Source organism: Pseudonocardia sp. 73-21 (assembly GCF_001899645.1).
In the GTDB taxonomy this organism is placed as follows: domain Bacteria; phylum Actinomycetota; class Actinomycetes; order Mycobacteriales; family Pseudonocardiaceae; genus Pseudonocardia.
On sequence record NZ_MKVV01000072.1, the window covers coordinates 1 to 24,865 of the forward strand.

Below are 24,865 nucleotides of genomic sequence, written 5' to 3' on the forward strand. Positions count from 1 at the left end.
GCCTCCGGCCACGACGCCTCCGGCCACGACGCCTCCGGCCACGACGCCTCCGGCCACGACGCCTCCGGCCACGACGCGTCCGGCCACGAAGCGTCCTGACCCCGCTGCGGCGGACGGCCCGTCGCGCGGGTACGACCGGTCCGCGCAGGGCCGCGCCGCAGGCACCCCTGACGCCGACCGGTCGGCTCTCGACCGGGCCGAGGCCGCCGCCGACCTCGCCGTCGAGCCCGGTTCGGGGAGCTGGCTGCAGAACGCGCTCGCGGAGCTCGACCGGGCCTGGGGGGCGACCACGACCTCCGCCTCCGCGTCCGACCGCCGCCCGGAGCCGGGCCCCGAGTCCGAGGGCTGCGTCGTGGTCATCGATCTGGCGCGCGACGGCCGCCGCTTCGCCGGGCGTCGGGCGGGAGCGGTCGTGCGGACCCTCGCCGACCGGCTCGGCGACCGGCTCCCGTCCGGTGCGCGGCTGCGCCACGACGACGCCGACGCCCTGTCGGTGGTCCTCCCCGGATGGAGCCGGTCCCCGGCCACCGAGTGGATGCACCGCACGCTGCCGGGCCTGTTCGAGGACTTCGTCCCCGACGACGACCTGCCCGGCACCCAGCTGCGCGCGGCCGTCCACGACGCCGACGGGCCGGTCGGTGCGCAGCTGCTGCAGCGCCTGGACCGCCCGCGGCGGCGGCACGCCACCAGGGACGCCCTGAGCACCGGGCCGTTGTGGGGGAGCCTGCCGGCCGAGCCCGTCGCCACGGCGGCCCCTCCCGCCACGGGGGGCCGTCGTCACCGGCGCAGCGCGGAGGACACGTCCGAACAGGCGGCCGCGACCAGCCAGGACGTCATGAGGGACACGAAGGACGTGAAGGGCACGGCGTCGGCTGCAGGCCGTACCGAGCAGGCCGACTCCACCGACGGCCTCGGGCTCGCCGATCTCCTGGCCGGCGCGCTGGCCGCCTACCGCGGCATCTGAGCACCGCCGGGCCCGGCGGGATCTGTCGGGTCCGGAACGGGTCGGCCGGCGCCCGCCGATGCCGCGTTAGGGTGGTCGCGCCGTCACCCACGAGGTGATCACCGTTGACGACCGGAGCTGCATGTGACGAGCCGGAGCCGCGCCCACGCGCCCGAGCCGGACCCCGAGCTGACCGCCCTGACCGCGTTGTACGCGCGGCACGCCCCGGACCTACCGGGCAGCCCGGACGACCAGCTCCCGATCCTGGAGGAGGCCGCCCGCGGCCATCTCCGGCTCGCTGGGCACCGCGCGCCGGGCGAGCCGCTCGTCCGCGTGTGCGACACCCAGGACGGGCGCCTCGTCGAGATCGTCACCGACGACATGCCGTTCCTCGTCGGGGCGCTGCTCGCCGGCATCGCGCGCGCCGGTGGCGAGGTGAAGCGGGTGCTGCACCCCATCGTGGTCGTGCGGCGGAGCGCGGACGGCAAGCTCGCCGAGACCCTCACCGCAGCCGACCCGGCCGCGCCCCCCGTCGACACGCTCGCGGAGTCCTGGATCCAGCTCCTCCTGGCACCGTCGGCCACGCCCGTGGCGCAGATCGAGCGGGAGCTCGCAGCGGTGCTGGAGGCCGTCCGCGAGGTCGTCGAGGACAGCGAGCCGATGGCCCGGCGCGCCGAGGCGTTGGCCGCCGAGCTGCCCGGCTCGCCCGTCGCGCTCGACGGCACCCACGCGTCCGATGTCGCGTCGCTGCTGCGCTGGCTGGCCGACGGCCACTTCACGTTCCTCGGCTACCGCCACTACACCGTCGAGGGCACGGGTCTGCGGGCCGAGCCCGACACCGGTCTGGGTGTGCTGCGTCGCGGGTCCGAGATCGCCAGTTCCTTCGCGCCGCAGGTCGACCGTGTCGACGACGCGGAACGCACGTCCGACGCCCCGCACGACCTGCTCGTGATGACGCGCGCCAACGCGCCGAGCCCGCTCAAGCCGGTGCACCCGTACTACCTCGCGATCGGCACCGTCGACGCCGAGGGACGGCTCGCCGGGGAACACCGCTTCCTGGGCACGCTCACGGTGCCCGCGCTCTACGAGAGCGTGCTCGACATCCCGGTGGTGGAGCGCCGGGTGCGCGACGCGATCCACCGCGCCGGGTTCCCGCTGGACTCCTACTCCGGCCAGCAGATGCTCGAGGTGATCTCCGGGCTGCCGCGCGAGGAGCTGTTCAGCGCGAGCGAGCAGCGCCTGCACGACACCGCCGTCGGCGTGCTGGCCGTGGGCGCGCACCGGTCGGTGCGGCTGTTCCTGCGGCCCGACCCGTACCGCCGCTTCCTGTCGTGCCTGGTGTACCTGCCGCGCGACCGCTACACGACGTCGTCGCGGCTCGCGATGGCCGACCTCCTGCAGCGCCGCCTCGGCGGCACGTCGGTGGACTACACCGCGCGGGTCACGGAGTCCCAGCTCGCGCTCGTGCACTTCACGGTGCACACGCCGGTCGACGCCGCCGGTTACGCGGGCGTCGACGTGCCGGCGCTGCAGGACGAGCTGACCGGCGCCATCCGCACCTGGGACGACCGGCTCCTCTCGGCCACCGGCTCCGTCGCCCTCGTGGCACAGGTACCGGGTGTCCCGGAGGAGTACAAGGCCGTCGTCGACCCCGAGCAGGCCGTCGAGGACCTGCGCCGGATCGTCGCGCTCGGTGATCCGGGTGACTTCGCGGTGCGGACCCGGGCGTCGCAGGACGGTGCGGCCGACCGCCGCTTCACGCTGTACCTCTCCGGCGCGCCCGCCACGCTGACGTCGGTGCTGCCCGTGCTGCAGCAGCTGGGCGTCGACGTGCTCGACGAGCGGCCGTCGGAGTTCGTCCGGGCCGACGGGCTGCGCGTCTACGTCTACGACTTCGGGCTGCGGCTCGACGAGGCCACCAGCAGCGCCGTCTACGCGCGCCAGGAGGCCGACGTCGAGGCCGGGTTCTGCTCCGCGTTCAGCGCCGCCTGGCGCGGCGACGCCGAGACCGACCGGTTCTCCGCGCTCGTGCTGCGGGCCGGGCTCCCGTGGCGGGAGGTGGCGGTGCTGCGCGCCTACGCCCGCTACGCCCGCCAGCTCGGCAGCCCCTACGGCGTGCAGTACATGGCCGAGACGCTGCTCGGGCAACCCGACGTCGCGCGCGGGCTCCTGGCGCTGTTCCGGGCGCGGTTCGAGCCGGGCGTCGCCGACCGGGAGACCGCGATGGAGGCCGCGCTGCAGGACCTGCGCAGCCGGATCGACGCCGTCACGGGCCTGGACGCCGACCGCATCCTGCGCGGCTACCTGGCGATGATCACCGCGACGCTGCGCACCAACTGGTTCCGCGAGCGGTCGTTCTTCTCGTTCAAGCTAGACCCGTCGCAGGTGCCGGACATGCCGGCGCCGAAGCCGAAGTTCGAGATCTTCGTGTACTCACCGCGGGTGGAGGGGGTGCACCTGCGGTTCGGCGCGGTCGCCCGGGGCGGTCTGCGCTGGTCGGACCGCCCGCAGGACTTCCGCACGGAGATCCTCGGCCTGGTCAAGGCCCAGGCCGTGAAGAACGCGGTGATCGTGCCGGTCGGCGCGAAGGGTGGTTTCTTCGTGCGCGCGGCGCAGCCCGACCCGGCGGAGGTCGAGGCCTGCTACCGCATGTTCATCTCGGGGCTGCTGGACGTCACCGACAACCTCGCCAACATCGACGGAGTCGGCGTCACGGTGCCGCCCGAGAACGTCGTGCGCCACGACGGTGACGACTCCTACCTGGTGGTGGCGGCCGACAAGGGCACCGCGAAGTTCTCCGACACCGCCAACGACGTCGCCGCGTCCTACGGCTTCTGGCTCGGCGACGCGTTCGCGTCCGGTGGGTCGGTCGGCTACGACCACAAGGCCATGGGCATCACCGCCAAGGGCGCGTGGGAGAGCGTCAAGCGGCACTTCCGCGAGCTCGGGGTGGACACCCAGACCGAGGAGTTCACGGTCGTCGGTGTGGGTGACATGTCCGGCGACGTGTTCGGCAACGGCATGCTGCTCTCGCGCCACATCCGGTTGCTCGCGGCGTTCGACCACCGGCACGTGTTCGTCGACCCGACGCCCGACGCGGCCAGCAGCTTCACCGAGCGCGAGCGGGTGTTCGCGCTGCCGCGCTCCTCCTGGGACGACTACGACCGCGCGCTGATCAGCGCCGGCGGCGGGGTCTGGCCGCGCACGGCGAAGTCGGTGCCGGTGGGTCCGGAGATGCGCGCGGCGCTCGGGCTGGCCGACGGCGTGACGAAGCTCAGCCCGCCCGACCTGATCGCCGCGATCCTGCGGGCCCCGGCCGATCTGCTGTGGAACGGCGGCATCGGCACCTACGTCAAGGCGTCGGACGAGTCGCACGCCGACGCGGGCGACAAGGCCAACGACAACGTCCGCGCCGACGGTCGGGAGCTGCGCGTCAAGGTGGTGGGCGAGGGCGGCAACCTGGGTCTGACCCAGAAGGGCCGCATCGAGTTCGCCCGCAACGGCGGCAAGATCAACACCGACGCGATCGACAACTCCGCCGGCGTGGACTGCTCCGACCACGAGGTCAACATCAAGATCCTGCTCGACCGGCTCGTCGCCGGGGGCGAGCTGGACCGCGAGGCCCGCAACGCCGTGCTCGTCGAGATGACCGACGAGGTCGGCACGCTCGTGCTGGCCGACAACACCAACCAGAACGCCGTGCTCGGCGTGGCCCGCGCGCACGCGGCCGACATGGCCGGCGTGCACGCGCGGCTCACCACGGACCTCGCCATCCGGCACGGGCTCGACCGCGAGCTCGACGTCCTGCCCACCGAGGCCGGGTTCGCGGCGCTGGAGGCGGCCGGCAACGGCCTGACCAGCCCGGAGCTGTCCACCCTGCTCGCGCACACGAAGCTCGACCTCACCGCGCAGGTCCTGGCCACCGACCTGCCGGACGCGGCGGCGTTCGCGGGCCGGCTGCCGCAGTACTTCCCGCGGGCGATGCGGGAGCGTTTCCCGGCCGCGATCGCGGGGCACCCGCTGCGCCGGGAGATCGTCACGACGCTGCTGGTCAACGAGATGGTCGACGGCGCCGGCCTGACGTACGCGTTCCGGCTGGCGGAGGAGCTCTCGGCCACCGTCACCGACGCGGTGCGCGCGTACGCCGTCACCACCACGGTGTTCGACCTGCCGCAGCTGTGGACCGAGCTGCGCGCCCCGGCCATCCCCGTGGCCGTGGCCGACATGATCGCGCTGGAGTCGCGGCGCCTGCTCGACCGCGCCTCGCGCTGGTTCCTCACCACCCGCCCGCAGCCGCTCGCCGTGGCCGCCACCGTCTCCCGGTTCGCCGAGCCGGTGCGGACGCTGCGCGCGCAGCTGCCCACGTTGCTGCGCGGGCGCGAGCGCGAGGCCGTGCAGTCGCGGGCGGCGGAGCTGGCGAAGGCCGGTGTCGGGTCCGACTGCGCGCAGCGGTGTGCCGCGCTGATGTACGGCTACGGGCTGCTCGACGTCGTCGAGCTGACGGAGCTGGCCGAGCGCGACCGCGAGCCGCGCGATCCCGCCGAGGTTGCGGCGCTGTACTACGGCATGTCCGAGCACCTGGGCGTCGACCTTGCGCTGACCTCGGTCACGGCCCTGGAACGCGGCGACCGCTGGCACGCGCTGGCGCGGCTCGCGCTGCGCGACGACCTCTACGGCTCGCTGCGCGCCATCACCCTCGACGCCCTGCGTGAGTCGGCGCCGGGCACACCGGTGGACGATGCGATCGAGGCGTGGGAGCAGGTCAACGCGTCCCGGCTGGTGCGGGCGCGCGCGGCGTTGCACGAGGTGGGCACGGCGGGCCAGCTGGACCTGGCCACCCTCTCGGTGGTCTCCCGCCAGCTCCGCGGCCTGGCGCGCTGACCCGTGGCCCGTTTCGTCGCCCACGTCCCGCTGCGGTGGACCGACCAGGACGCCTACCGGCACCTCAACCACGCCCGCGCGGTGACGTTGCTGGAGGAGGCGCGGATCGACCTGTTCTTCGACGCCGCCTCCGCGAGCGGGGTCGGCGGGTTCGCCACCGGCCTGCTAGTGGTGGAGCTGGGCGTGCGGTACCGGCGTCAGATCACCTACCGGCCCGAGCCGCTGCTCGTCGAGATGTGGGTGGACCAGGTGCGGGCCGCGTCGTTCCGCATCTCCTACGCCCTGCACGACGGGGCGTCGGAGTCCGATCCGGTGGCGATCGAGGCCACCACCGGGATGGCCCTGTTCGACCTGGAGAGCCAGCGGCCGCGGCGGATCACCGGGGACGAGCGGGCCTTCCTGGAGAAGTGGGGAGAGGCATGACCGTCCTGCACATCCCGGACGCCGATGAGCGCGGCGACCTCGGCTCGTTCGTCGGGCGTGTCGTGCGCCTGGACCAGGCGGCCACCGTGCGGCTGGTGGTCTCCGGCGCCACCGTCACGGCGTGGGCCACCACCCCGTTCGAGGTGCTCGCCACGCGCTCGGTGCACGGCACCCTCGACGCCGGCGACGTCACGACACCGGCGGCCGTGCTGCTCACGGCCCTGACGGTGGACCGCTCGGAGGAGATCGACCCGGGTCTCGGCGGGTTGTGGCCGGGCTCGCTGCCCCCGTCGGACGGTTGGAAGCCGGTGGACGACGTGCCCGCGCCCGAGCTGGACGCCCTCACCGAGCGCGGCCTGACCGTGGCGCGGGAGAACGCCGGGCCGATGGGCCCGCCCGCGTCGCTGCTGGACCAGACGGTGCTCACGGTCACCGACGCCTCCGGCGGCGCGGCGGCGGTGAAGGTGCCGCTGCGCTGCCTGTTCGCGCTCTCGGGCATGGGGTTCCTCGGCGCCGGACCCGAGGACGACACGGTCCGGGTCTCGGCCACGGGGTCCTGGATGCGCCTCGACGCCCGCTACGGCGCGGTGGTGCGCCGCCGCCTCACGGCTCTGCCCCTGCTCGCGCTCTGACCCGAGGTCGTGCGCGGCAGGCGCCTACGCCAGCCAGGCCGCCGTGTCGGGCGGGAGCAGGTCGTCGTCGAGGGAGCGGCTGGAGAGCAGCAGGTCACCGGGCGGTAGCGGCACCACGTCGGTGGAGGTGTTCAGGGCGCACACGAGCGTGGACCCGGTGCGGCGGAACGCCAGGCAGCCGACGGGTGCGCCGAACCACTCGACGTCGGTTCCCGTGAAGCCGGGATGGGTGCGGCGCAGCTCGACGGCCCGGCGCAGCAGCGACAGGCTGGAGCGGGTGTCCTCCAGCTGCTCGGCGACGGTCAGCCGGCCGTACCCGTCCGGCATCGGCAGCCACGGCACGCCGGTGGTGAACCCGTACCCCGGCGCACCGCCCTCCCACGGCACCGGAACACGGAAGCCGTCGCGGCCGCGTTGGGTGTGCCCGGAGCGTTCCCACTGGGGGTCCTGGAGCGCCTCGTCCGGGATCTCCGCGTCGGGCAGGCCGAGCTCCTCGCCGTTGTAGACGACCACGGTGCCCGGTAGCGCCAGGGTGAGCAGAGCCATGGCCCGCGCGCGCCACGTCCCCTGCTCCCCGCCGCCGTAGCGGGTGACCGGTCGGGAGACGTCGTGGCTGCCCAGGGCCCAGGTGGGGGTGGCGGACACCGCGGCGGTGGACGCGAGCGACTGCTCGACGGCCCGGCGTACGGCGGTGGCGGTGAACGGGGCCTGCAGCAACCGGGAGTTGAACCCCAGGTGCAGCTCGTCGGGACGCAGGTAGCGGCCGAAGCGCGCGTTGTCCTGCACGGAGATCTCGCCGACCGTGACCCGGCCCGGGTAGTGGTCGACGACGGCCCGGATCATGCGGTGCACGTCGTGCACGCCCTCGTCGTCGAAGCGGGGGTCGCCGTCTCGTCCGCCGGTGAGCAGCCCGGTGCGGACCGCGGCCACCGAGTCCGGGAGGCCCTCGGGCTTGCTCATGCCGTGGGCGACGTCGATGCGGAACCCGTCGACGCCGCGGTCGAGCCAGAACCGCAGCGTCTTCTCCAGGTCGGCCCACACCTCGGGGTTGGTCCAGTTGAGGTCGGGCTGCCCGGTGGCGAACAGGTGCAGGTACCACTCGCCGTCGGACACCCGCGTCCACGCCGGGCCCCCGAACACGCTGCTCCAGTTGTTGGGGGGCTCGTCGCCGTCCGGGCCGCGGCCGGGACGGAAGTGGTAACGGGCCCGTTCGGGGCTGCCGGGAGCCGCGTCGAGGGCGGCCCGGAACCACTCGTGCCGGTCGGAGGTGTGGTTGGGCACGAGGTCGACCAGCACCCGCAGGCCGTGCTCGTGGGCGGCCGTCACGAGCCGGTCGAACGCGGCGAGGTCGCCGAACACCGGGTCGACGTCCCGGGGGTCGGCCACGTCGTAGCCGTGGTCGGCCATCGGCGAGGTGTAGAAGGGTGTCAGCCAGAGCGCGTCGACGCCGAGCAGCTCCAGGTAGCCCAGGCGCGAGCGGACGCCGTCGAGGTCACCGACGCCGTCGCCGTCGGAGTCGGCGAAGCTGCGCACGTAGACCTGGTAGACCACCGCCTCGCGCCACCACGTCACCTGTTGATCCTGCCGTAGTCGGAGGCGGGTCAGAAGTCGGAGTTGACCATGCTCGCCGCCGCGTACTGGAGGTACTGCCACAACTGCGCACGGTGGGCGTCGTCGAGACCGGCCTCGTCGACGGCCACGCGCATGGCGGCGAGCCAGGCGTCGCGCTCGATCGGGCCGACCTTGAACGGCGCGTGCCGCATCCGCAGCCGGGGATGGCCGCGCAGGTCGGAGTAGGTGCGCGGGCCGCCCCAGTACTGCTCGAGGAACAGACGCAGGCGGTCCTCGGCGGGGCCGAGATCCTCCTCCGGGTAGAGCGGGCGGAGCACCTCGTCCTGCGCCACCTGCTCGTAGAAGCGGGAGACGATCTTCTCGAAGACCGGCGCACCGCCGACCTCGGCGTAGAAGTTCTGGGGATCGCTCACCACCCCATCCTATTGACCCCCCGGAACGGTGGCTCCGGAGCAACGGCGGTCGGCGAGCTCGCCACGCACGAGAGCGTCGGCCCCGCAACCTCGACGTCCTCACCCCGTGCTGGTGGCCGCTGGATCGCCACAGCGTGCTCGGGGCGGGCACCGTGGTGTTCCGCGACGGGCTCCTCGTCGGGACGGGGCCGGACGGTGGTGAGGGGGTGTGGGGCGAGGTGCTCCGGTGGGAGCCGCCGCGGCCGTGGCGGGTGGTCGTCGAGGCGGGATTCCCGGACGGTCCTACGGGATCGAGGGCCGGTCCTTGGCGAGACCGACGTTGGGCAGCAGGCCGGGACGCGGCACGCCGGCCTCGTCGAACGCGTCGGAGATGGCGGCGTTGAGCGCGCGCTGCACGGCGAACTGCTTGCCGGGGTTGACGCGCACGGTCAGGCGCAGCGTCACGCCCTCGGGGCCGACCCGCTCGACGCCGAGCACCTCGAGCGGCTCCAGCACGTCGACGGCGAGGTCCTGCTCGGCGAGCCGTTCGGTGGCGGTGCGCCCGGCGAGCGCGATGGCGTCGGCGACGTCGGCCTGGTGGGCCACCGGCAGGTCGACCACGGCCACGGCGTAGCCCTGGCTCTTGTTGCCCACCCGCAGGATCTCGCCGTTGCGGACGTACCAGACCGTGCCGTTGACGTCGCGCAGCGTGGTGATCCGCAGGCCGACGGCCTCGACGACGCCGCTGGCCTCGCCCAGGTCGACGATGTCGCCGACGCCGTACTGGTCCTCGAGCAGCATGAACATGCCGGAGAGGAAGTCCCGGACCAGGTTCTGCGCGCCGAACCCGACCGCGACGCCGACGATGCCGGCGGAGGCGAGGATCGGGGCGAGGTCCACCCCGAACTCGGCCAGGATCATGATCGCGGCGATCACGAGGATCACCGTGGAGCTGATCGAGCGGAGCACCGAGCCGATGGTGCGGGCGCGCTGCGTGCTGCGGGCGGCGGGTGGCGTGCTGGCGGTGGCCGGCCGCCGCGGGGCCCGGCTCATCAGGCGCGACACCCGTTTGCTGGTGGCCCCGTCGACGATCCGCTTGATCAGGCGGTGCACCGCGTACCGGGCGACGACGGCGAGCACGATGATGAACAGGATGGCCAGGCCCGACGACATGATCGAATCGGCGGAGCGGGCCAGGAAGTCGTTGTTGGTCAGCCGGTAGAACGTGGCGCACCAGGAGCCGGCGTCGGCCACGCACTGCGGCTGGGAGGGGAACAGTGAGGTCAACTCATATCTCCAGTCCGGTGTGCGCGGCCAGGAACGCCAGCTGGTCCACCGTGAGGCTCACGGTGCGGGCCACGGACCGGGCGCCGTGTCCGACGCCGGTCTCGCGGCGCAGCAGGACGGGGAGGTCACCGCTGGTGGCGTGCTGCAGGGCCGCGCACATCTTGCGGGCGTGCAGGGGGTCGACCCGGGTGTCGGACTCGAAGACCGTGAACAGCACCGCCGGGTAGGCGGTTCCCGGGTGCACGTGGTGGTACGGCGAGTAGGACAGCAGCCATCCGAGCTCTTCGGGGTCGTCCGCGGTGCCGTACTCGTCGTTCCAGGTGCGGCCGATGGAGAACTCCTCGTAGCGCACCATGTCGAGCAGCGGCGCCGAGCACACGACGGCGCGGTAGAGCTCCGGCCGCTGGGTCAACGCGGCCCCCACGAGCAGGCCGCCGTTGGAGCCGCCGAGGATCGACAGCTGCTCCGGCGTGGTGGTGCCGGCGTCGACCAGGGCCTGCGCGGCGGCGTGCAGGTCGTCGAACACGTTCTGCTTGTTGCCGCGGTTGCCCGCGAGGTGCCAGGCGTCGCCCTCCTCGCCGCCGCCGCGCAACGACACGACGACGTAGCTGCCGCCCGCCGCGACCCAGGCCAGCGCGGACGCGGTGTAGGCGGGCTCGCGGGAGATGCCGAAGCCGCCGTAACCGGTGACGAGGGTGGGGCGGGGGCCGCCCGTCGACGCACGTCCCCCCGCGGAGGCGGCATCAGCGCAGCCGGCGGGTTCGAGGACGAACATCCGCACCGTCGTGCCGTCGGCCGAGGTGAACTCGCGCTGCTCGCTGCGCACATCCGGTACCGCGACGGCGCCCGGGGCGGTGGCCTCCAGCACCGTCTCGCCGTTCTCGTAGCGGTGCAGCTGGGCGGGGGTGACGAAGTCGGTCCAGCCGATCCAGAGCTTCCCGGCCTGCCCGGGGGTGTCGCGGTCGGCCACCGACAGGCCGGTGAGCGAACCGGGGCCGGGCAGCGGGACGGTGCCGCGCGGCGCCCCGTCGACCACGGCGTGCAGGGCGAGCTCGGCGACGGCGTGCCGGCTGCGGAGCAGCACGAGCAGCGTCTCGCCGTCGGGCTGCTCCAGGCGCCGGACGGCGTCGAGCACCGAGCCGGGGTCCTCGGCCACCAGCTCCCGCCAGTGCCCACGGCCGGGGTTCTCCGGCTCGGTGACCATCAGGCGCCAGCGCGGCGCCCCGTCGGTGGTGAGGACGTAGAGCAGACCGTCGCGGTCGACCCAGGCGCGGGCCTGCACGTCGTCGGCCTGGGTGAGGACCGGGACGAGCGGGCCGCCGGCGTCGAGGTCGGCGATCCACATGCTGTCGCGGCGGGCCGTACCGACGTTGCCGGTGACGATCAGCCAGCGGCCGTCGCGGGAGACCTGGACCCCGTAGTAGGTGTGGTCGTCGTACAGCCCGGGGCCGTCGACGAGCACGTCGTCCGGCGAGCCGACGCGATGGCGCCAGACCCGCCGGTGGAACGCCTGCTGACCGTCGGGGGCCTCGCGCTCGTCGACCATGCGGACGTAGAAGTACTCGTCCCCGCCCGGCACCCACGCCACCGACGAGTAGCGGCAGCGGTCGATCGGGGGCTCGACGTCCTCACCGGTGGTGACGTCGAGGACGTGCAGGACCGAGTGCTCGTCACCGCCGGTCGAGAGCTGGTAGGCCAGCCGCCGGCCCTCGAGATCGGGCACCCACGCGTCGAGGGTGGTGAGTCCGGAGGGGTCGATGGCCATCGGGTCGAGCAGTACGCGCTCGGTGCCGTCGGGTTCGGTGACGAGCACCACCGCGAACTGCTGGCCGGGGTCGCGGCGCGTGGAGAACCGGCGGCCGGCACGCCAGAGCGGCGCGGACACCGAGCCCGCCGAGAGCAGCTCCTCCAGGTGGGCGGCGAGCTCCTCCCGGCCGGGGAGGGCCTGCAGCGCCGTGGTGGCCAGCTCGTCCTCGGCCGCCGACCAGGCGCGCGTGCGGGGGTCCTCGGGGTCCTCCAGCCAGCGGTAGGGATCCGCGACCGCGTGGCCGTGCAGGTGCTCGACGAGATCGAGCCGTTCGGCGTCGGGGTATCGCTGGGTCACGCGGACCGAGGCTAGTTCACCCGACCCGGGTGGCTCGCGGCCCGTTCCCACCAGCGCTGATCACGGGCCGGTGGTCGTGTGCGGGTCGGTACGGGCGACCATGCGCCCGTGATCACGGCCGTTGGGCGACGTGGGCCGGCGGGTGGGTGGTCGCCGGGACGGTCGGACACGGCTCCGGTGCACCGAAGGTCGTGCGGACCGGGAGGACGCCCGCCCAGCACCCGTCGCCGGGCAGGTCCCTCTCGTCGTCGACCGGCGGGCCGGTGCGGACCTTCACACTGGCCTCGGCGAGGTCCAGCGCGAACACGGCCGTAGCGGCCAGCTCGCGGGCGTCGGGCTGCCGCGTGTGGTCCCACGAACCGGGGGCGAGCTGCTCGGTGATGGCGGCCAGCGCCGCCCACCGCTCGCCGGGGTCGGTGACGCGGCGCGCGGTGCCGTGCACGACGGCGCTGCGGTAGTTCATCGAGTGGTGGAACGCCGAGCGCGCGTAGACGACGCCGTCGAGGTGGGTGACGGTGAGGCAGACCGGCGCGTCGTCGGCGATCCGGAGGTAGCCCGCGCCGGTGGAGCCGTGCACGTAGACGGTGTCGTCGATGCGGCCGTAGCCGGTGGGCAGCACGACCGGCGCGCCGTCGCGGACGAGCCCGAGGTGGCAGACCAACCCGGCGTCGAGCACGGCGTGCAGGTCGGCGCGGTCGGTGCGCGCCCGTTCGCGGGAGCGGGTGACGGTGCTGCGGGGTGTGGGGGAGAGGCTCACGAGTTCAGGGTGCGCGTCGAAGTGGCATCGTGACAGGGCCACTTCCGACCGATCCTGGAAGGCCACTCGTGGATCTCCCGCCCCTGCCGCTCGACCGCGACGACGAGCGGCCGCTCGCCACCCAGCTCGCCGACGCCCTGCGCGCCGCGACGGCGGGCGGCGCGTTCCGGGCGGGGGACCGGCTGCCCTCGACGCGGGCGCTGGCGACGACGCTGCAGGTCAGCCGCACCGTCACCGCGGCCGCGTACGACCAGCTGCTGGCCGAGGGCTGGGCGGTCGGCCGGCGCGGGGCGGGCACGTTCGTGGTGGGCACGCCGGCCGGGACGCATGCGGCGACGCCCCGTCCGTCCACGCCGCCGGCGCGTCGGGACCCGGCCGACGTCGACCTGTTCGCCGGCACCCCGTGCGTCGAGGTGCTCGACGCGTCGGTCTGGCGGCGGGCCTGGCGCGCCGCGGCCGACGACCCGCCCGACGCGGACCCGGAGCCGGTGGGGCTCCCGGCGTTCCGCGCGGTGGTCGTCGAGCACCTGCTGCGCCACCGGGGGCTCCCGGCCGGTCCCGACGACGTCCTGGCCACCGGCGGCAGTACCGGGGCCGTGGCCGAGCTCGCGCGGACGCTGCCCACCGGTGCGCGGGTGGCCGTGGAGGAGCCGGGTTACCAGCGGGCGGTCGCGGCGCTGCGGGCGGCCGGGCTCGTCGTCGTGCCGGTGCCGGTGGACGCGTCGGGTCTGGTGGTCGAGGCCCTGCCGACCGGGCTCGCCGCCGTCTACGTCACGCCCGCGCACCAGTACCCGATGGGGGCGCGGCTGCCCGCGGCGCGGCGGGTCGCGCTCGTGGACCGGGCGCGGGCCGAGGGGTTCCTCGTGATCGAGGACGACTACGACGGCGAGTTGCGCTACGACGTGGCCCCGCTGCCGCTGCTGGCCGGGCTCGGACCCGATGTGGTGGTGCACCTCGGTACGGCCAGCAAGCTGCTCACCCCGACGCTGGGCGCCGGCTGGATGGTGGCGCCGCCGGCCGTGCGGGCGGCCGTGCTGGACCTGCGCGACCGCACCGGTACGCGGCCGGCCCGGGCCGGGCAGCGGGTCTTCACGGCGTTCGCGGCCCACGGCGACCTGGGCCGGCACCTGCGGAGGCTGCGCCGCGAGCTCGCGTCCCGGCGGGCCGCGGTCGCCGAGGCCGTCGGCCGCGCCGTCGTCGGCGACCAGGCCGGCGCGCACGTCGTGGTCCCGCTGCCCGACGCGGCGGCGGAGCGGGCGGTGATCGCGGCAGCCGGCCGGCGCGGCGTGGCCCTGGACGGGCTGGCCCGCCACCACCTCGGTGGGCCCGGCGTGCACGGCATCCTGCTCGGCTACGCAGGCCCGTCGCGGGCGGACCTCGACCGGGCCCTGCCCGTCGTCACCGCAGCGCTCGTGCGGGTGTCGTCGGGCGTGCCGCGCTGGTCGTGAGCGGATAACAGTGTTCCCGCACTGATTTCCGCGCACGGGCGGCGTCAGCCGCACTCAGGCCAGGAACGCCGTGATCGAGCGGCGGAGGCCGGCCTCGTCGAGGCCGCGGAGGGCGTCGTGGTCCGCGCGGGTGCCGTAGCGGCGCAGCTCCTCCTGCCCCACGCCGAGCCCGAGCACCCGGCGCCGGACGCCCTGCAGCGCGCGGCTGATCTGCGGTGTCGAGGTGTCGCGCAGGTAGGGCTCCACCAGCACGACGTCCGGCGCGTTCAGGGTCGCGCGGAGCGTCCCGCCGTCGAACGGGCGGACCGTCGCGGCGTAGAGCACCGTGACGTCGAGCCCCTCGGTGGCGGCCAGCGTCCGGTCGGCCATCGGGCCCACCGTGACGACCGTGCCCCGCGATCCGCGGCGCAGCACCGTCATCCGGCGGTCGTCGGTCGCCAGCGGCTGCGTGTTCGAGCCCGCGGAGAGCCGCACGTAGACCCGCCCGTCCGCCGCCGCGGCGGCCCGCAGCAGCGACTCGGCCTCGTCCGGATGGCCCGGGACGTGCACCGTCCAGTCCTCGAGCGTGTCGAGCAGGGCGACGTCGCGGGGACCCATATGGGTCTCGCCGCCCTCGGGCCAGTCGTAGGAGCCGCCCGCGCTGACGAGCACGGCGCCGACGTCCTGGTGGCCGAGGTCGAGCTTCACCTGCTCGAACGGCCGCTCGATCAGGAACGGGGCGAACGTGTGCACGATCGGGCGCAGGCCGGTGAGCGCCAGCCCACCCGCGACGCCGACGAGCAGCTGCTCGCGGATGCCCACGTTGATCACGCGGTCGGCCACGGGCCCCGGGTCGATGTAGCCCGCCCCGATCTCGGCGAGCACGGCGACCAGACGCTCGTCATCGCCGAGGAGCTGGGGGAGCAGGCCGTAGAAGCGCTCACGCTGGTCCATCATCAGGACTCCTTCCGCTCGACGTGGGCGACGACGACGTGCGGGCTGTCGCCCGGGGCGGCGAAGGCGCGTTCGAGGGTGTCGTGGTCGCGGCCGTCCACGTCGGAGGCGGACCAGCCCTCCACGGTGAACCGTCGCGCGATCCCGCCGGGCCAGCCCAGCGACGCCGAGGAGTTGTCGACGACGACGGCGGTGAGGCCGTTCAACCCCGCCCGGCCGGCGTACTGGATGGCTTCGGCGTTGCTGCCCTCCTCCAGCTCCGCGTCGCCGAGCAGCACGACCGTGCGGGCGTGGGAACCCTGCAGGCGCTGCCCGAGCGCGGTGCCGACGGCCAGGCCGAGGCCGTGCCCGAGCGAGCCCGACCCGATCTCGACGCCCGGCACGAGGGTGCGATCGGGGTGGTGGCCGAGGATCGAGTCGGGTCCGCCGAACCCGCGCAGGTCGGCCTCCGTGATGTGTCCCTTGGCGGCCAGCACGGCGTAGTAGGCCATCGGGCCGTGGCCCTTGGAGAGCAGGAAACGGTCTTCGGGCCGGAGCACCCGGTCGTACAGCACCCAGATCACGTCGAGGGTGGACGTGGCGCTGGCCCCGTGCTTCTCGTCGCCGGTCATGAGGGTCATCAGGGCCGGCAGGTCGTCGTAGGCGGGAGTCATGGGACCCACCCTGCAAGTTCGACCCGACTTCAGGTCAACCCGCGGCGAGCTCCTCGATCACGGGCAGCGCCGCCACGAGCACCGCCAGCGCCTCCGGCGTGAGGTCGGCGATGCGGGCGGCGAGCAGGCCAGCCCCCAGCTCCCTCACCCCGCTCAGGGCCGCCTCGCCCTCCGGGCTCAGGCTGACGCGGATGGCGCGGTGGTCGTCGGGATCGCTCGTGCGGACGATCAGCCCGCGTTCCTCCAGGCAGTCGACGAGCCGCGACGTGGTGGGCGCGCTGATCCCGGCCCGCTCGGCCAGTGCCCCCACCCGCATCGGGCCGGCCGTCTGCAGCACGGCCAGCGCCGCGAGCCGGCTCGGCGTCATGCCGTCGAGCCGGCTCTGGGCACTGGTCTCGCGCGCCATCCGGCCGGCCGCGATGCGCAGCCGTCCCGCGATCTCGGCGACGGTCGTCGTCGCCTCGGCGGTGCTCATTCCCGTCAGCTGTTCTGGACGTGAGCCGGGCGACGGTCGATTGCCGGTGCTCCCAGCTGCAGGTCCACCCGCGACGGCGCTCCGGTCGGCAGCTCCACCTGCACCGCGGCGGGGGCGTGCGTGGTGGCGACCACCGTGTAGCGGCCGGGCGTGAGCCCGGCCAGCTCGTAGCCGCCGTCGCCGTCGGTGGTGGCCATGGCGACCACGTCGCCGCGTTCGTCGGACGCGGTGACGGTGGCCCCGGCGAGCGTGGCCCCGTCCGGCCCGCTGACGACGCCGACGAGCCCGCCGATGGAGGGCTCCAGGGCGAGGTCGAGCGTGGCCGCCGAGTCCGGGACGACCTGCAGCCCCGTGGCCGTCGGCTGGTGGCCGGGCAGGCTCGCGGTGATCGTCGTGGGGCCCAGCGGCAGGCCCCGCAGCTGGAACGTGCCGTCGGCCTCGGTGCGGGCGTTGCCGACCACGCGGCCCGTGGCGTCGGTGGCCATGACCACCGCACCGGACAGCGGGGAGCGCCCGCCGCGGACCGTGCCGGAGACGACGCCGTGGCCGTCGAGCGCGAAGTCGTGCACCGCGCCCGTGCCGTTGAGCGTGACGGCGGTGACGTCCGGCCGGAAGCCCGGCGAGCTGGCCACGGCGGTGTAGGTGCCGGGGGGCAGGTCGCGCAGGGCGTAGCGGCCGCCGGGCTCGGCGACGGCGCGGGCCACCTGCCGTCCGAACTGGTCGGTGACGGTGACGACGCCGTCGAGCACGGCCGATCCCGAGGCGGTCCGGACGGCGCCGAGCAGCTCCCCGGCTCCCGCCCGAGGGATGGGGTGACGGTCGGTGTCGCTCTCGAAGTCGTTCGTCACCAGCTCAGCGGGCCCGAACCCACCCTCGCTCGCGACGGCGGCGAGCTCGCCACCGAGCGACTCGCGCTCGAGCTTCTCCGGGGCGGTGACGGCCGCCCGGCGGCGCGAACCGGCGAACCACGACGCGACGGCCGCGACCAGGCAGGCCGCGACGGCGAACCAGAAGGCCGCGACGAGACCGTCGGCGAACGGGCCGGAGATCAGGTTCGGGAAGAAGCTGCGGCCGGTCAGGAACGAGGCCTGGTCGGCCGGCAGCGTGCCCAGGACGTTGCCCAGCAGCTGCTGGATCGGGTTGAAGCCGAGGAACGCCGCGAAGAGCACGGCCACCGGCGGCAGGGCCGCCACGGCGCTCGCGTTGGCGGCGGGCACGCCGTGCTGCAGCAGCCCGGCCTCCATCACCGACGGCAGGTTCCTCGACAGCCCGAGGATCATCAGGCTGAAGAAGAATCCGATCGAGAGCACCATCGCGGAGTTCTGGAACGTCGCGGTCATGCCGGCGCCGGCGCCGCGGGCGTTGGCGGGCAGGCTGTTCATGACGTCAGCGCGGTTGGGCGAGGAGAACAGGCCCATGCCGACGCCGTTGAGCAGCAGGATCGCCGCGAAGGCCCAGTAGTTGAAGTTGATCGGCAGCACCAGCAGCAGCACGAAGCTGGCGCCCGAGAGCACCATGCCGACGGTGGAGAACCAGCGCGCGCCGAACCTGTCCGACAGCACGCCCGACACGGGGGCCGCGACGAGGAAGCCGACCGTCAGCGGCAGCATGTAGATGCCGGCCCACAGCGGCGTCTCCTCGAAGGAGTAGCCGTGCTGGGGCAGCCAGATGCCCTGCAGCCAGATGATCAGCACGAACTGCAGCCCACCGCGGCCGAGCGAGGCGAGCAGGTTGGCGATGTTGCCGAGGGTGAAGGCCCGGTTCTTGAACAGCGACAGCGTGAAGAGCGGGTTCGCGACCCTGGTCTCGATGACGCCGAACGCGATCAGGACGACGACGCCACCGATGATGCAGGACAGGACGAGCGGGCTGCCCCAACCCATGACGCTGTCGCCGTAGGGCTGGATGCCGTAGGTGATGCCGACCAGCAGCGCGATGAGGCCGACGGCGAAGGTGATGTTGCCCCACCAGTCCATCTTCGCGGGGGTGCGCTGGCCGTTGTCGCGCAGCTTGAAGTAACCCCAGATCGTGCCGAAGACGCCGAACGGGACCGACACGAGGAAGACGAGCTTCCAGTCGACGGGGCCGAGCAGGCCGCCGATGACCAGGCCGAGGAACGAGCCGGCGATCGCCGCCACCGAGTTGATGCCCAGCGCCATGCCGCGCTGGTGCACGGGGAACGCGTCGGTGAGGATCGCGCTGGAGTTGGCCATGATGAACGCGCCGCCGACGCCCTGCACGATGCGCCAGCTGATCAGCCACCACGCCGCGGCGTCACCGGTCTGCCAGGTGACGGCCAGGAAGATCGACGCGATCGTGAAGATCACGAAGCCGAGGTTGTACATCCGGACGCGGCCGTACATGTCGCCGAGGCGTCCGAAGCCGACCACCAGCACCGCGGTGACGACCAGGAACCCCATGATCATCCAGAGCAGGTAGCCGGTGTTGCCCGCGCCGAGGGGGTCGATGTCGATCCCGCGGAAGATGTCCGGGAGTGCGATGAGCACGATCGAGGAGTTGATCGTGGCCATGAGCAGGCCGAGCGTCGTGTTCGACAGGGCGATCCACTTGTAGTTCGACCCCGGTTCGGGTGGCGCGTTCCGCGCCGGCTTGTCGAGGACGGCCATCTCCCACTCCCTCCGAAGAACTTAGTTGTCTTATGCTAAACACTCACCCGGCCGGAGGGGAAGCCGGATGATGGATCGTTACCGGGCGGTCCTCGTCACACTCCCGTGTGCGGGATAGTCACTCGATGGCGACGTGATCGGCTCGCGCCTGGACATTTTCTGATCGTCTACGTGGTACGTGCGGTGGTACGTCCGAATCGTGGACGCCCACCTGGATCGCATGCTCTCCTTCCTCGCCGCGGCGGAGGAGGAGTCCGCCGTCATGACCCCCCGGCTCTGAAGAACGCGGCCGCGGCCGCGGTTCAGGCAGGCCTGCTCACCTCGGTCCCGGAGGCAACGGTGCAGGGACTCAAGGCCTACCTGCAGTCACCGGCCAACCAGGCGGTGCTGGACGAGCACGACCGGGAGCACCCCGACGCGCGCCCCGAGCCATGGGAGATCGCGGTCGCCGCAGCAGAGATCGACGGCCATCCGCCGGCCGGACGGGCTGATCTCGTACAGCGGGCGGCGACGGAGCTCGCCGACATCGTCGAGGACCCCACGCCCGACGAGGTGCCGGCCTATGCGGCCGGGTTGGCCGCCGCCGCGTGAGCAGGGCGACCTCTCGGCTGCTCGTCCTCGACAACGAAGCGGTACAGGCCGTGCGCGATCCCGGTCACCGGCGGCACCGGCACGCCGTGGCTCTGCTCGAGGCGTCAGTGGGCGGCGGGCGCCGCCGAGGGGGCCTGTGCCGGTGGTCCCCACCGCCGTACGCGTCGAGGCCGGGGGATCGGAGTGCGCCGCACGCGGCTGCCGTCGACCGTCTGCAGACCATCGACGTGCCGCTCGACGCCGCGCACGCCGACCGCGCCACTGTTCTGCGGGGCGTTCTGGGCGCGTCGGTCGCCGACGCGCACCCGGGTGCCACGGTCGCGGGCCCGGGGACCCACCACGGACGTCAGGACTGGTGGAGATACCCGGACGCCGTCGGGGCCACGAAGGTCTCCTTGATCGTCCGCGGGCTCACCCAGCGCAGCAGGTTGTAGATCGAGCCGGCCTTGTCGTTGGTGCCGCTCGCGCGCCCACCGCCGAACGGCTGCTGGCCGACGACGGCGCCGGTGGGCTTGTCGTTGACGTAGAAGTTGCCCGCCGCGAACCGCAGTGCCTCCGACGCCCGGGCCACCGCGGCGCGGTCCTGCGCGACGATCGAGCCGGTCAGGCCGTACGGGGCACCCCGGTCCACCTGCGTCAGCATCGCGTCGAAGTCGCCGTCGTCGTAGACGTGCACGGCCAGCAGCGGGCCGAAGTACTCCGTGCGGAACACCTCGTGGGTGGGGTCGGAGCCGACGACGACGGTGGGCCGCACGAACCAGCCCTGCTCGTCGCTCGCGGTGCCGCCGGCGATCACGTCCAGCTCGGCCTTCGCCATGGCCTGCGCGGCGGTGACCTTGTCGTAGGACCGCCGGTCGATCACCGCACCCATGAAGTTCGAGAAGTCGGCGACGTCGCCCATCGACAGGGCGTCCACCTCCGACGCGAGGTCGTCGCGCAACCGCACCCACACCGAGTGGGGGACGAACGCGCGCGAGGCCGCCGAGCACTTCTGCCCCTGGTACTCGAAGGCGCCGCGCACCAGTGCCGTCCGCAGCACGTCGACGTCGGCGGAGGGGTGGGCGAGCACGAAGTCCTTGCCACCGGTCTCGCCGACCAGCCGCGGGTAGGTGGCGTAGGTGCCGATGTGGGCGCCGACCTGGCCCCACAGGTGCTGGAACGTCGCCGAGCTGCCGGTGAAGTGGATGCCCGCGAGCGCCGGGTCGGCCAGCAGCACCTCGGAGACCTCACGGCCGTCGCCGGTGAGCAGGTTGATCACCCCGGGCGGCATCCCGGCCTCCTCCAGCAGCGCCATCGTCAGGTGCGCGGCGAGGCCCTGGGTGGGGGAGGGCTTCCAGATGACGGTGTTGCCCATCAGTGCGGGCGCCGTCGGGAGGTTGGCGGCGATCGCGGTGAAGTTGAACGGCGTGATTGCGTAGACGAAGCCCTCGAGCGGCCGGTAGTCGAGCCGGTTCCACACGCCCGGGCCGGAGACCGGCTGGTTGTCGTGGATCTGGCGCGCGAACGCGACGTTGAACCGCCAGAAGTCGGCGAGCTCGCACGCGGCGTCGATCTCGGCCTGGTAGCAGGTCTTGGACTGGCCCAGCATGGTGGCGGCGTTGATCCGGTGCCGCCACGGGCCGGTGAGCAGGTCGGCCGCGCGCAGCAGGACGGCGGCGCGTTCGTCGAAGGGCAGGTCGCGCCACATCGGGGCGGCCCGCAGCGCGGCCTCGACCGCGGCCTTGGCGTCCTCGTGGCCGGCGTTGGCGGTGACGCCCAGGACGTGGCGGTGGTCGTGCGGCGCGACGACGTCGATGCGGGTGCCGCCTGCCATGTGCTTGCGGCCGTCGATGGTGACGGTCAGCACGTGCTGCTGCCCACGGACCTCCGCCAGCGCCGCCTGCAGTCCGGCCCGCTCGGGGGAGCCGGGGGCGTAGTCGAGGACCGGCTCGTTGCGGGGCGTCGGGGTGCGGGTGAGGGCGTCCATGGGAGCACCGTAGGAAGCGGGGCCGGTGCGGCGATTCGTCCGGGAGGCACAGGTTCACCGCGACGTGTTGTCCGATCGGACCAGGCCAGAGTTGGCGTGCGGTCGACACCGATCATCGTCACCTGGGACGGGCGTGATCGCCGCGCGCCGTACCGCACGGCCCCGAACGGGGCGTTGCCGTGCGGTGGACTGCGATCACGGGAAGCGGGTCACCGCGAGGAGTTGCAGATGGTGCACCAGGCGGGCGTGGGGGTCGTCGAGGCGCAGGTCCGCCACCGCCGTCGCGCGCCGGATGCGGTAGCGCAGCGTGTTCGGGTGGACGGTCAGACGCTCCGCCGCGGCCCGCACGTCGCCCATCGCGTCCAGCCACGCCAGCACCGAGGGGACGAGATCGCCGCTGTGCTCCCGGTCGTACTCGACGAGCCGGACGACCGCCGGATCACGCAGGTCGGGGCTCTCCTCCAACAGCGCCAAGGTGCGTCCGAGCAGCACCTCCGCGCGCAGGTCGCCGATCAGGGCGACGTCGGTGCCGGCGGGCATCGCGTCGAGGACGCGGTCGGCCTCGGCCCGCGACACGGGGACGCCGGCCAGCCCGGGCCCGGCCGACCCGACGCCCGCCCGCACCCGCATCCCGGTGCGACGCAGCGTGACGGCGACGACCTCGGCGCACATCGCGGTCAGGGCCGGTTCCGTGCGCTCGGGCGGCACCCCGGACAGCACGGCGTAGACGCGTCCGCCGAGCGCGGCGGTCAGCGCCGAGCGGCGGTAGGCGGCGGCGTGGACGGAGACGACGTCCGTGAGCTCGCTGACGGTCAGCTCGTGGGTCACGCCGTCCCCTGCTCCCACCGCGAACGCCACCACCACCGCGGGCGCGTGCTCGTCCAGGCCGAACGCCGCGGCGACGAGATCGGGACCGGTGCGCCCGTCGAGGAGGCCCGCGACCAGGTCGCGACCCCAGCCGGGTGCGGTGCGGCGACGGCGGACGAGGTGTCCCGCGGCCACCCGCGCCGCCCCGACCAGCACCTCGGCCGACCGCTCCGACAGCGGCGTCGCCCCCTCCTGCACCCAGATCGTGCCCAGCTGCCGGGCGCCCGCGTGGATGCCGATCGCGAGGCGGCGGCGGATGCCGAGCTCCTCGTGCTCGTCGACGGCGACGACGACGTCCTCGCTCTCCCGCAGCCGGTCGAACACGCCCCACTCGCGCAGCATCCGCAGGTAGTCGGCCGGGCCCTGCCAGCCCAGGATGGACAGCCGGCGCAGCTCGTCGACCTGGGCGTCGTCGCCGTCGGAACGGGAGTAGGCGAGCACCCTGCTCCCGGTGTCCTCGATGCTGACGATGCCGCGGGTGAGCAGGGCGGTGGTCTGCGCGAGCGCGAAGAGGTCGTCCGGACCGTCGTCGACGTCGCCGGTGTCGAGCACGGCCCGGGCCAGGTACTCGAGCCGCTCCCACCGCACGTCGGAGCGCACGCCGAGCAGCACCACGCCGGTGGCCACCGCGTCCGTCCGCAGCGGGTCGGCGTCCTTGACCGCGACGGCGGTGGCTCCGCCCGCCGCGGCCCGCCGCAGCGCCCACACCGCGTCGCGACCTCGGGCGCCGATGACCAGCACCAGCTGGCCGGGGTGCTCGTCGGTCTCGTCATCGGGGTCGACGATGGCCAGGCCGGTGATGCGCACGTCCAGGCCGGCCGGGGCGCAGACCACGTCGACGAGCGGCTCGCCGACGGCCGCGAGCAGCCGGCGCAGGGTGGGTTCCACGGCGACTCCTCGTCGATTCGGACCACGTGCTGCGGTCGACGTTAGCCGGTCGGACAAGCCGTCGACGGGGATCGCCGACCTACCGTTCTCCCATGCTCAGGTCGACGCTCCACGCCGCCGCCCGCTCGCACGCCGTCCGGTCCCTGGTCGAGTCCGGGCCGTTCGACCCGCTCGTGGACCGGTTCGTAGCCGGCCCGTCCGACGACGACGTGCTGGCTGTCGCCCGCCACCTCGCCGCGGACCGGCTGGTGACCATCGACCACCTCGGCGAGGACACCACCGACCGTGCGCAGGCCGGCGCCACCGTCGCGACCTACGTGACGCTGCTGGGGCGCCTCGACGACCTCGCCCCGCGCGTCGGGGTCTCGGTGAAGCTCTCCGCCCTGGGCCAGAGCCTCGCCACCGACGCGGACAAGATCGCGCTGGAGTCGGCGCGCGAGATCTGCACGGCGGCGGCCGCAGCCGGCACGACGGTGACCGTCGACATGGAGGACCACACCACCACCGACCGGACGCTGGACACCGTCCGCGAGCTGCGCGTCGACTTCCCGTGGGTCGGGGCCGTGCTCCAGTCGCAGCTGCGCCGGACCGAGGCCGACTGCCGTGATCTGGCCGGCCCGGGGTCACGGGTGCGGCTGTGCAAGGGCGCGTACGCGGAGCCGGCCTCGGTGGCGTTCGAGAGCCGGGCGGAGGTCGACCTGTCCTACGTGCGCTGCCTCAAGGTCCTCATGGCGGGCGAGGGACTGCCGATGGCGGCCACCCACGACCCCCGGCTGGTCGGCATCGCCCGGCACCTGGGCCGCGGGCGACCCTACGAGCTGCAGATGCTGCACGGCGTGCGCCCCGACGCCCAGGTGGCGCTGGCCGCCGAGGGCGAGGCCCTGCGCGTCTACCTGCCCTACGGCACCGAGTGGTTCGGCTACTTCATGCGCCGCCTCGGCGAGCGCCCCGCCAACCTGGCCTTCTTCGCCCGCTCCCTGCTCACGCGGGGCTGAGCTCGATCAGGTCAGATGGTCGAACTCGCCGTTCCTGGCTCCGTCGATGAACGCGGCGATCTCGCGACGGGTGAAGTTGAAGGGAGCTGCGTCCGGGCTCTTTGAATCTCTGAGTTTGATGATCTCACCTGCGTCGGCGAGTTCGACACATTCGCCGATCCCGTAACTTTTGCGCGCCTTGATCCACTGCAATTGACTGTCCGTCACGCGGTCACTGCCTTCGAGGTCTGCGGGCCGATGGGGAGCGGAGCCGCAAAGGGAAGGTCGGCCGGTTGGCCGGTTGGCCGGTGACGCTATCGCAACCGACTCGCTGACTCCGTTCGCGGGCAGGGGCTTCGGCAAAAGTTGACCCAGACGTGATGTTGTCAGCTATGTGGCGTGCACGGCGGTGGCAGTGGTGGCAGGCTCGAGCATGCTCGCTACTGAGAGTA

19 protein-coding genes are annotated in these 24,865 nt (G+C 73.7%); 7 read left to right on the forward strand and 12 right to left on the reverse strand.

All coding sequences use genetic code 11. From position 1 onward, the window contains the following. The 4 genes from BGP03_RS22980 to BGP03_RS22995 form a co-directional block, all read left to right on the forward strand. A partial coding sequence (locus tag BGP03_RS22980; protein WP_299737425.1) for a hypothetical protein occupies window positions 1–964 on the forward strand: 964 nt, incomplete at its 5' end. Window positions 965–1,087: 123 nt separating this feature from the next. Further along, window positions 1,088–5,824: an NAD-glutamate dehydrogenase gene (locus BGP03_RS22985; RefSeq protein ID WP_298799560.1), complete on the forward strand. Its 4,737-nt coding sequence runs from the start codon at window positions 1,088–1,090 to the stop codon at window positions 5,822–5,824. Window positions 5,825–5,827: 3 nt separating this feature from the next. Next, entirely contained in the window at window positions 5,828–6,247 is a 420-nt protein-coding gene (locus BGP03_RS22990) for a thioesterase family protein (RefSeq protein ID WP_296374892.1), read from the forward strand. Further along, window positions 6,244–6,879, forward strand: a complete 636-nt coding sequence (locus BGP03_RS22995; RefSeq protein WP_296374894.1) for a hypothetical protein — start codon at window positions 6,244–6,246, stop codon at window positions 6,877–6,879. The genes BGP03_RS22990 and BGP03_RS22995 overlap by 4 nt, the downstream gene beginning before the upstream one ends. A 24-nt stretch (window positions 6,880–6,903) precedes the next feature. On the opposite strand, the gene BGP03_RS23000 is transcribed toward BGP03_RS22995, so the two are convergent. From BGP03_RS23000 to BGP03_RS23020, 5 genes are all read right to left on the reverse strand, one after another. Beyond that, complete coding sequence (locus tag BGP03_RS23000) at window positions 6,904–8,451, reverse strand: alpha-amylase family glycosyl hydrolase (protein WP_296374896.1); 1,548 nt, start codon at window positions 8,449–8,451, stop codon at window positions 6,904–6,906. Between the two features lie 29 nt (window positions 8,452–8,480). Then, window positions 8,481–8,864, reverse strand: coding sequence for a globin (locus BGP03_RS23005; RefSeq protein WP_296374897.1), 384 nt, complete (start codon window positions 8,862–8,864; stop codon window positions 8,481–8,483). 282 nt (window positions 8,865–9,146) lie between these two features. Next, complete coding sequence (locus BGP03_RS23010; RefSeq protein WP_298799561.1) at window positions 9,147–10,130, reverse strand: mechanosensitive ion channel family protein; 984 nt, start codon at window positions 10,128–10,130, stop codon at window positions 9,147–9,149. A 1-nt stretch (window position 10,131) separates the two neighbouring features. Further along, window positions 10,132–12,234: a prolyl oligopeptidase family serine peptidase gene (locus BGP03_RS23015; RefSeq protein ID WP_298799562.1), complete on the reverse strand. Its 2,103-nt coding sequence runs from the start codon at window positions 12,232–12,234 to the stop codon at window positions 10,132–10,134. Window positions 12,235–12,346: 112 nt separating this feature from the next. Continuing rightward, complete coding sequence (locus BGP03_RS23020; protein WP_296374902.1) at window positions 12,347–12,991, reverse strand: pyridoxamine 5'-phosphate oxidase family protein; 645 nt, start codon at window positions 12,989–12,991, stop codon at window positions 12,347–12,349. Window positions 12,992–13,059: 68 nt separating this feature from the next. Here BGP03_RS23020 and BGP03_RS23025 point away from each other — a divergent pair, with 68 nt between their 5' ends. After that, entirely contained in the window at window positions 13,060–14,439 is a 1,380-nt protein-coding gene (locus tag BGP03_RS23025) for a PLP-dependent aminotransferase family protein (protein WP_296374904.1), read from the forward strand. 54 nt (window positions 14,440–14,493) lie between these two features. Here BGP03_RS23025 and BGP03_RS23030 read toward each other — a convergent pair whose 3' ends face one another. Genes BGP03_RS23030 through BGP03_RS23045 form a run of 4 tightly spaced genes read right to left on the reverse strand, consistent with a single transcriptional unit; the run spans window position 14,494 to window position 19,127 of the window. Continuing rightward, window positions 14,494–15,375, reverse strand: coding sequence for a transketolase (locus BGP03_RS23030; RefSeq protein WP_298799563.1), 882 nt, complete (start codon window positions 15,373–15,375; stop codon window positions 14,494–14,496). Further along, entirely contained in the window at window positions 15,375–16,025 is a 651-nt protein-coding gene (locus tag BGP03_RS23035) for a transketolase (RefSeq protein WP_298799564.1), read from the reverse strand. The genes BGP03_RS23030 and BGP03_RS23035 overlap by 1 nt, the downstream gene beginning before the upstream one ends. Before the next feature lie 34 nt (window positions 16,026–16,059). Further along, window positions 16,060–16,500, reverse strand: a complete 441-nt coding sequence (locus BGP03_RS23040) for a MarR family transcriptional regulator (RefSeq protein WP_296374911.1) — start codon at window positions 16,498–16,500, stop codon at window positions 16,060–16,062. A gap of 5 nt (window positions 16,501–16,505) precedes the next feature. After that, on the reverse strand, window positions 16,506–19,127 hold the full coding sequence (locus BGP03_RS23045; protein WP_298799565.1) for an MFS transporter: 2,622 nt from the start codon (window positions 19,125–19,127) through the stop codon (window positions 16,506–16,508). Between the two features lie 339 nt (window positions 19,128–19,466). Here BGP03_RS23045 and BGP03_RS23050 point away from each other — a divergent pair, with 339 nt between their 5' ends. Continuing rightward, window positions 19,467–19,718 (forward strand): hypothetical protein, encoded by a 252-nt coding sequence (locus BGP03_RS23050; RefSeq protein WP_298799566.1) that lies wholly within the window; start codon window positions 19,467–19,469, stop codon window positions 19,716–19,718. A gap of 346 nt (window positions 19,719–20,064) precedes the next feature. Here the strand turns inward: BGP03_RS23050 and pruA are convergent, their stop codons facing one another. Together pruA and BGP03_RS23060 are read right to left on the reverse strand one after the other, a co-directional pair. Next, the gene (gene pruA, locus BGP03_RS23055) at window positions 20,065–21,684 is read right to left on the reverse strand and encodes an L-glutamate gamma-semialdehyde dehydrogenase (protein ID WP_298799567.1); all 1,620 of its coding nucleotides are present in this window, start codon (window positions 21,682–21,684) and stop codon (window positions 20,065–20,067) included. 195 nt (window positions 21,685–21,879) lie between these two features. Further along, window positions 21,880–23,439, reverse strand: coding sequence for a helix-turn-helix domain-containing protein (locus BGP03_RS23060; protein ID WP_298799568.1), 1,560 nt, complete (start codon window positions 23,437–23,439; stop codon window positions 21,880–21,882). A 92-nt stretch (window positions 23,440–23,531) separates the two neighbouring features. Here BGP03_RS23060 and BGP03_RS23065 point away from each other — a divergent pair, with 92 nt between their 5' ends. Then, window positions 23,532–24,434: a proline dehydrogenase family protein gene (locus BGP03_RS23065; RefSeq protein ID WP_298799569.1), complete on the forward strand. Its 903-nt coding sequence runs from the start codon at window positions 23,532–23,534 to the stop codon at window positions 24,432–24,434. Window positions 24,435–24,440: 6 nt separating this feature from the next. Here BGP03_RS23065 and BGP03_RS23070 read toward each other — a convergent pair whose 3' ends face one another. Next, window positions 24,441–24,641, reverse strand: coding sequence for a DUF397 domain-containing protein (locus BGP03_RS23070; protein WP_298799570.1), 201 nt, complete (start codon window positions 24,639–24,641; stop codon window positions 24,441–24,443). Window positions 24,642–24,865 lie beyond the last annotated feature (224 nt).

Coding starts and splice junctions, on each gene's coding strand:
- BGP03_RS23030 (WP_298799563.1), bottom strand. CDS start 15,375: ATGATGGACCAGCGTGAGCGCTTCTACGGCCTGCTCCCCCAGCTCCTC.
- BGP03_RS23045 (WP_298799565.1), bottom strand. CDS start 19,127: ATGGCCGTCCTCGACAAGCCGGCGCGGAACGCGCCACCCGAACCGGGG.
- BGP03_RS23040 (WP_296374911.1), bottom strand. CDS start 16,500: ATGAGCACCGCCGAGGCGACGACGACCGTCGCCGAGATCGCGGGACGG.
- BGP03_RS22995 (WP_296374894.1), top strand. CDS start 6,244: ATGACCGTCCTGCACATCCCGGACGCCGATGAGCGCGGCGACCTCGGC.
- BGP03_RS23065 (WP_298799569.1), top strand. CDS start 23,532: ATGCTCAGGTCGACGCTCCACGCCGCCGCCCGCTCGCACGCCGTCCGG.
- pruA (WP_298799567.1), bottom strand. CDS start 21,684: ATGGACGCCCTCACCCGCACCCCGACGCCCCGCAACGAGCCGGTCCTC.
- BGP03_RS23035 (WP_298799564.1), bottom strand. CDS start 16,025: ATGACTCCCGCCTACGACGACCTGCCGGCCCTGATGACCCTCATGACC.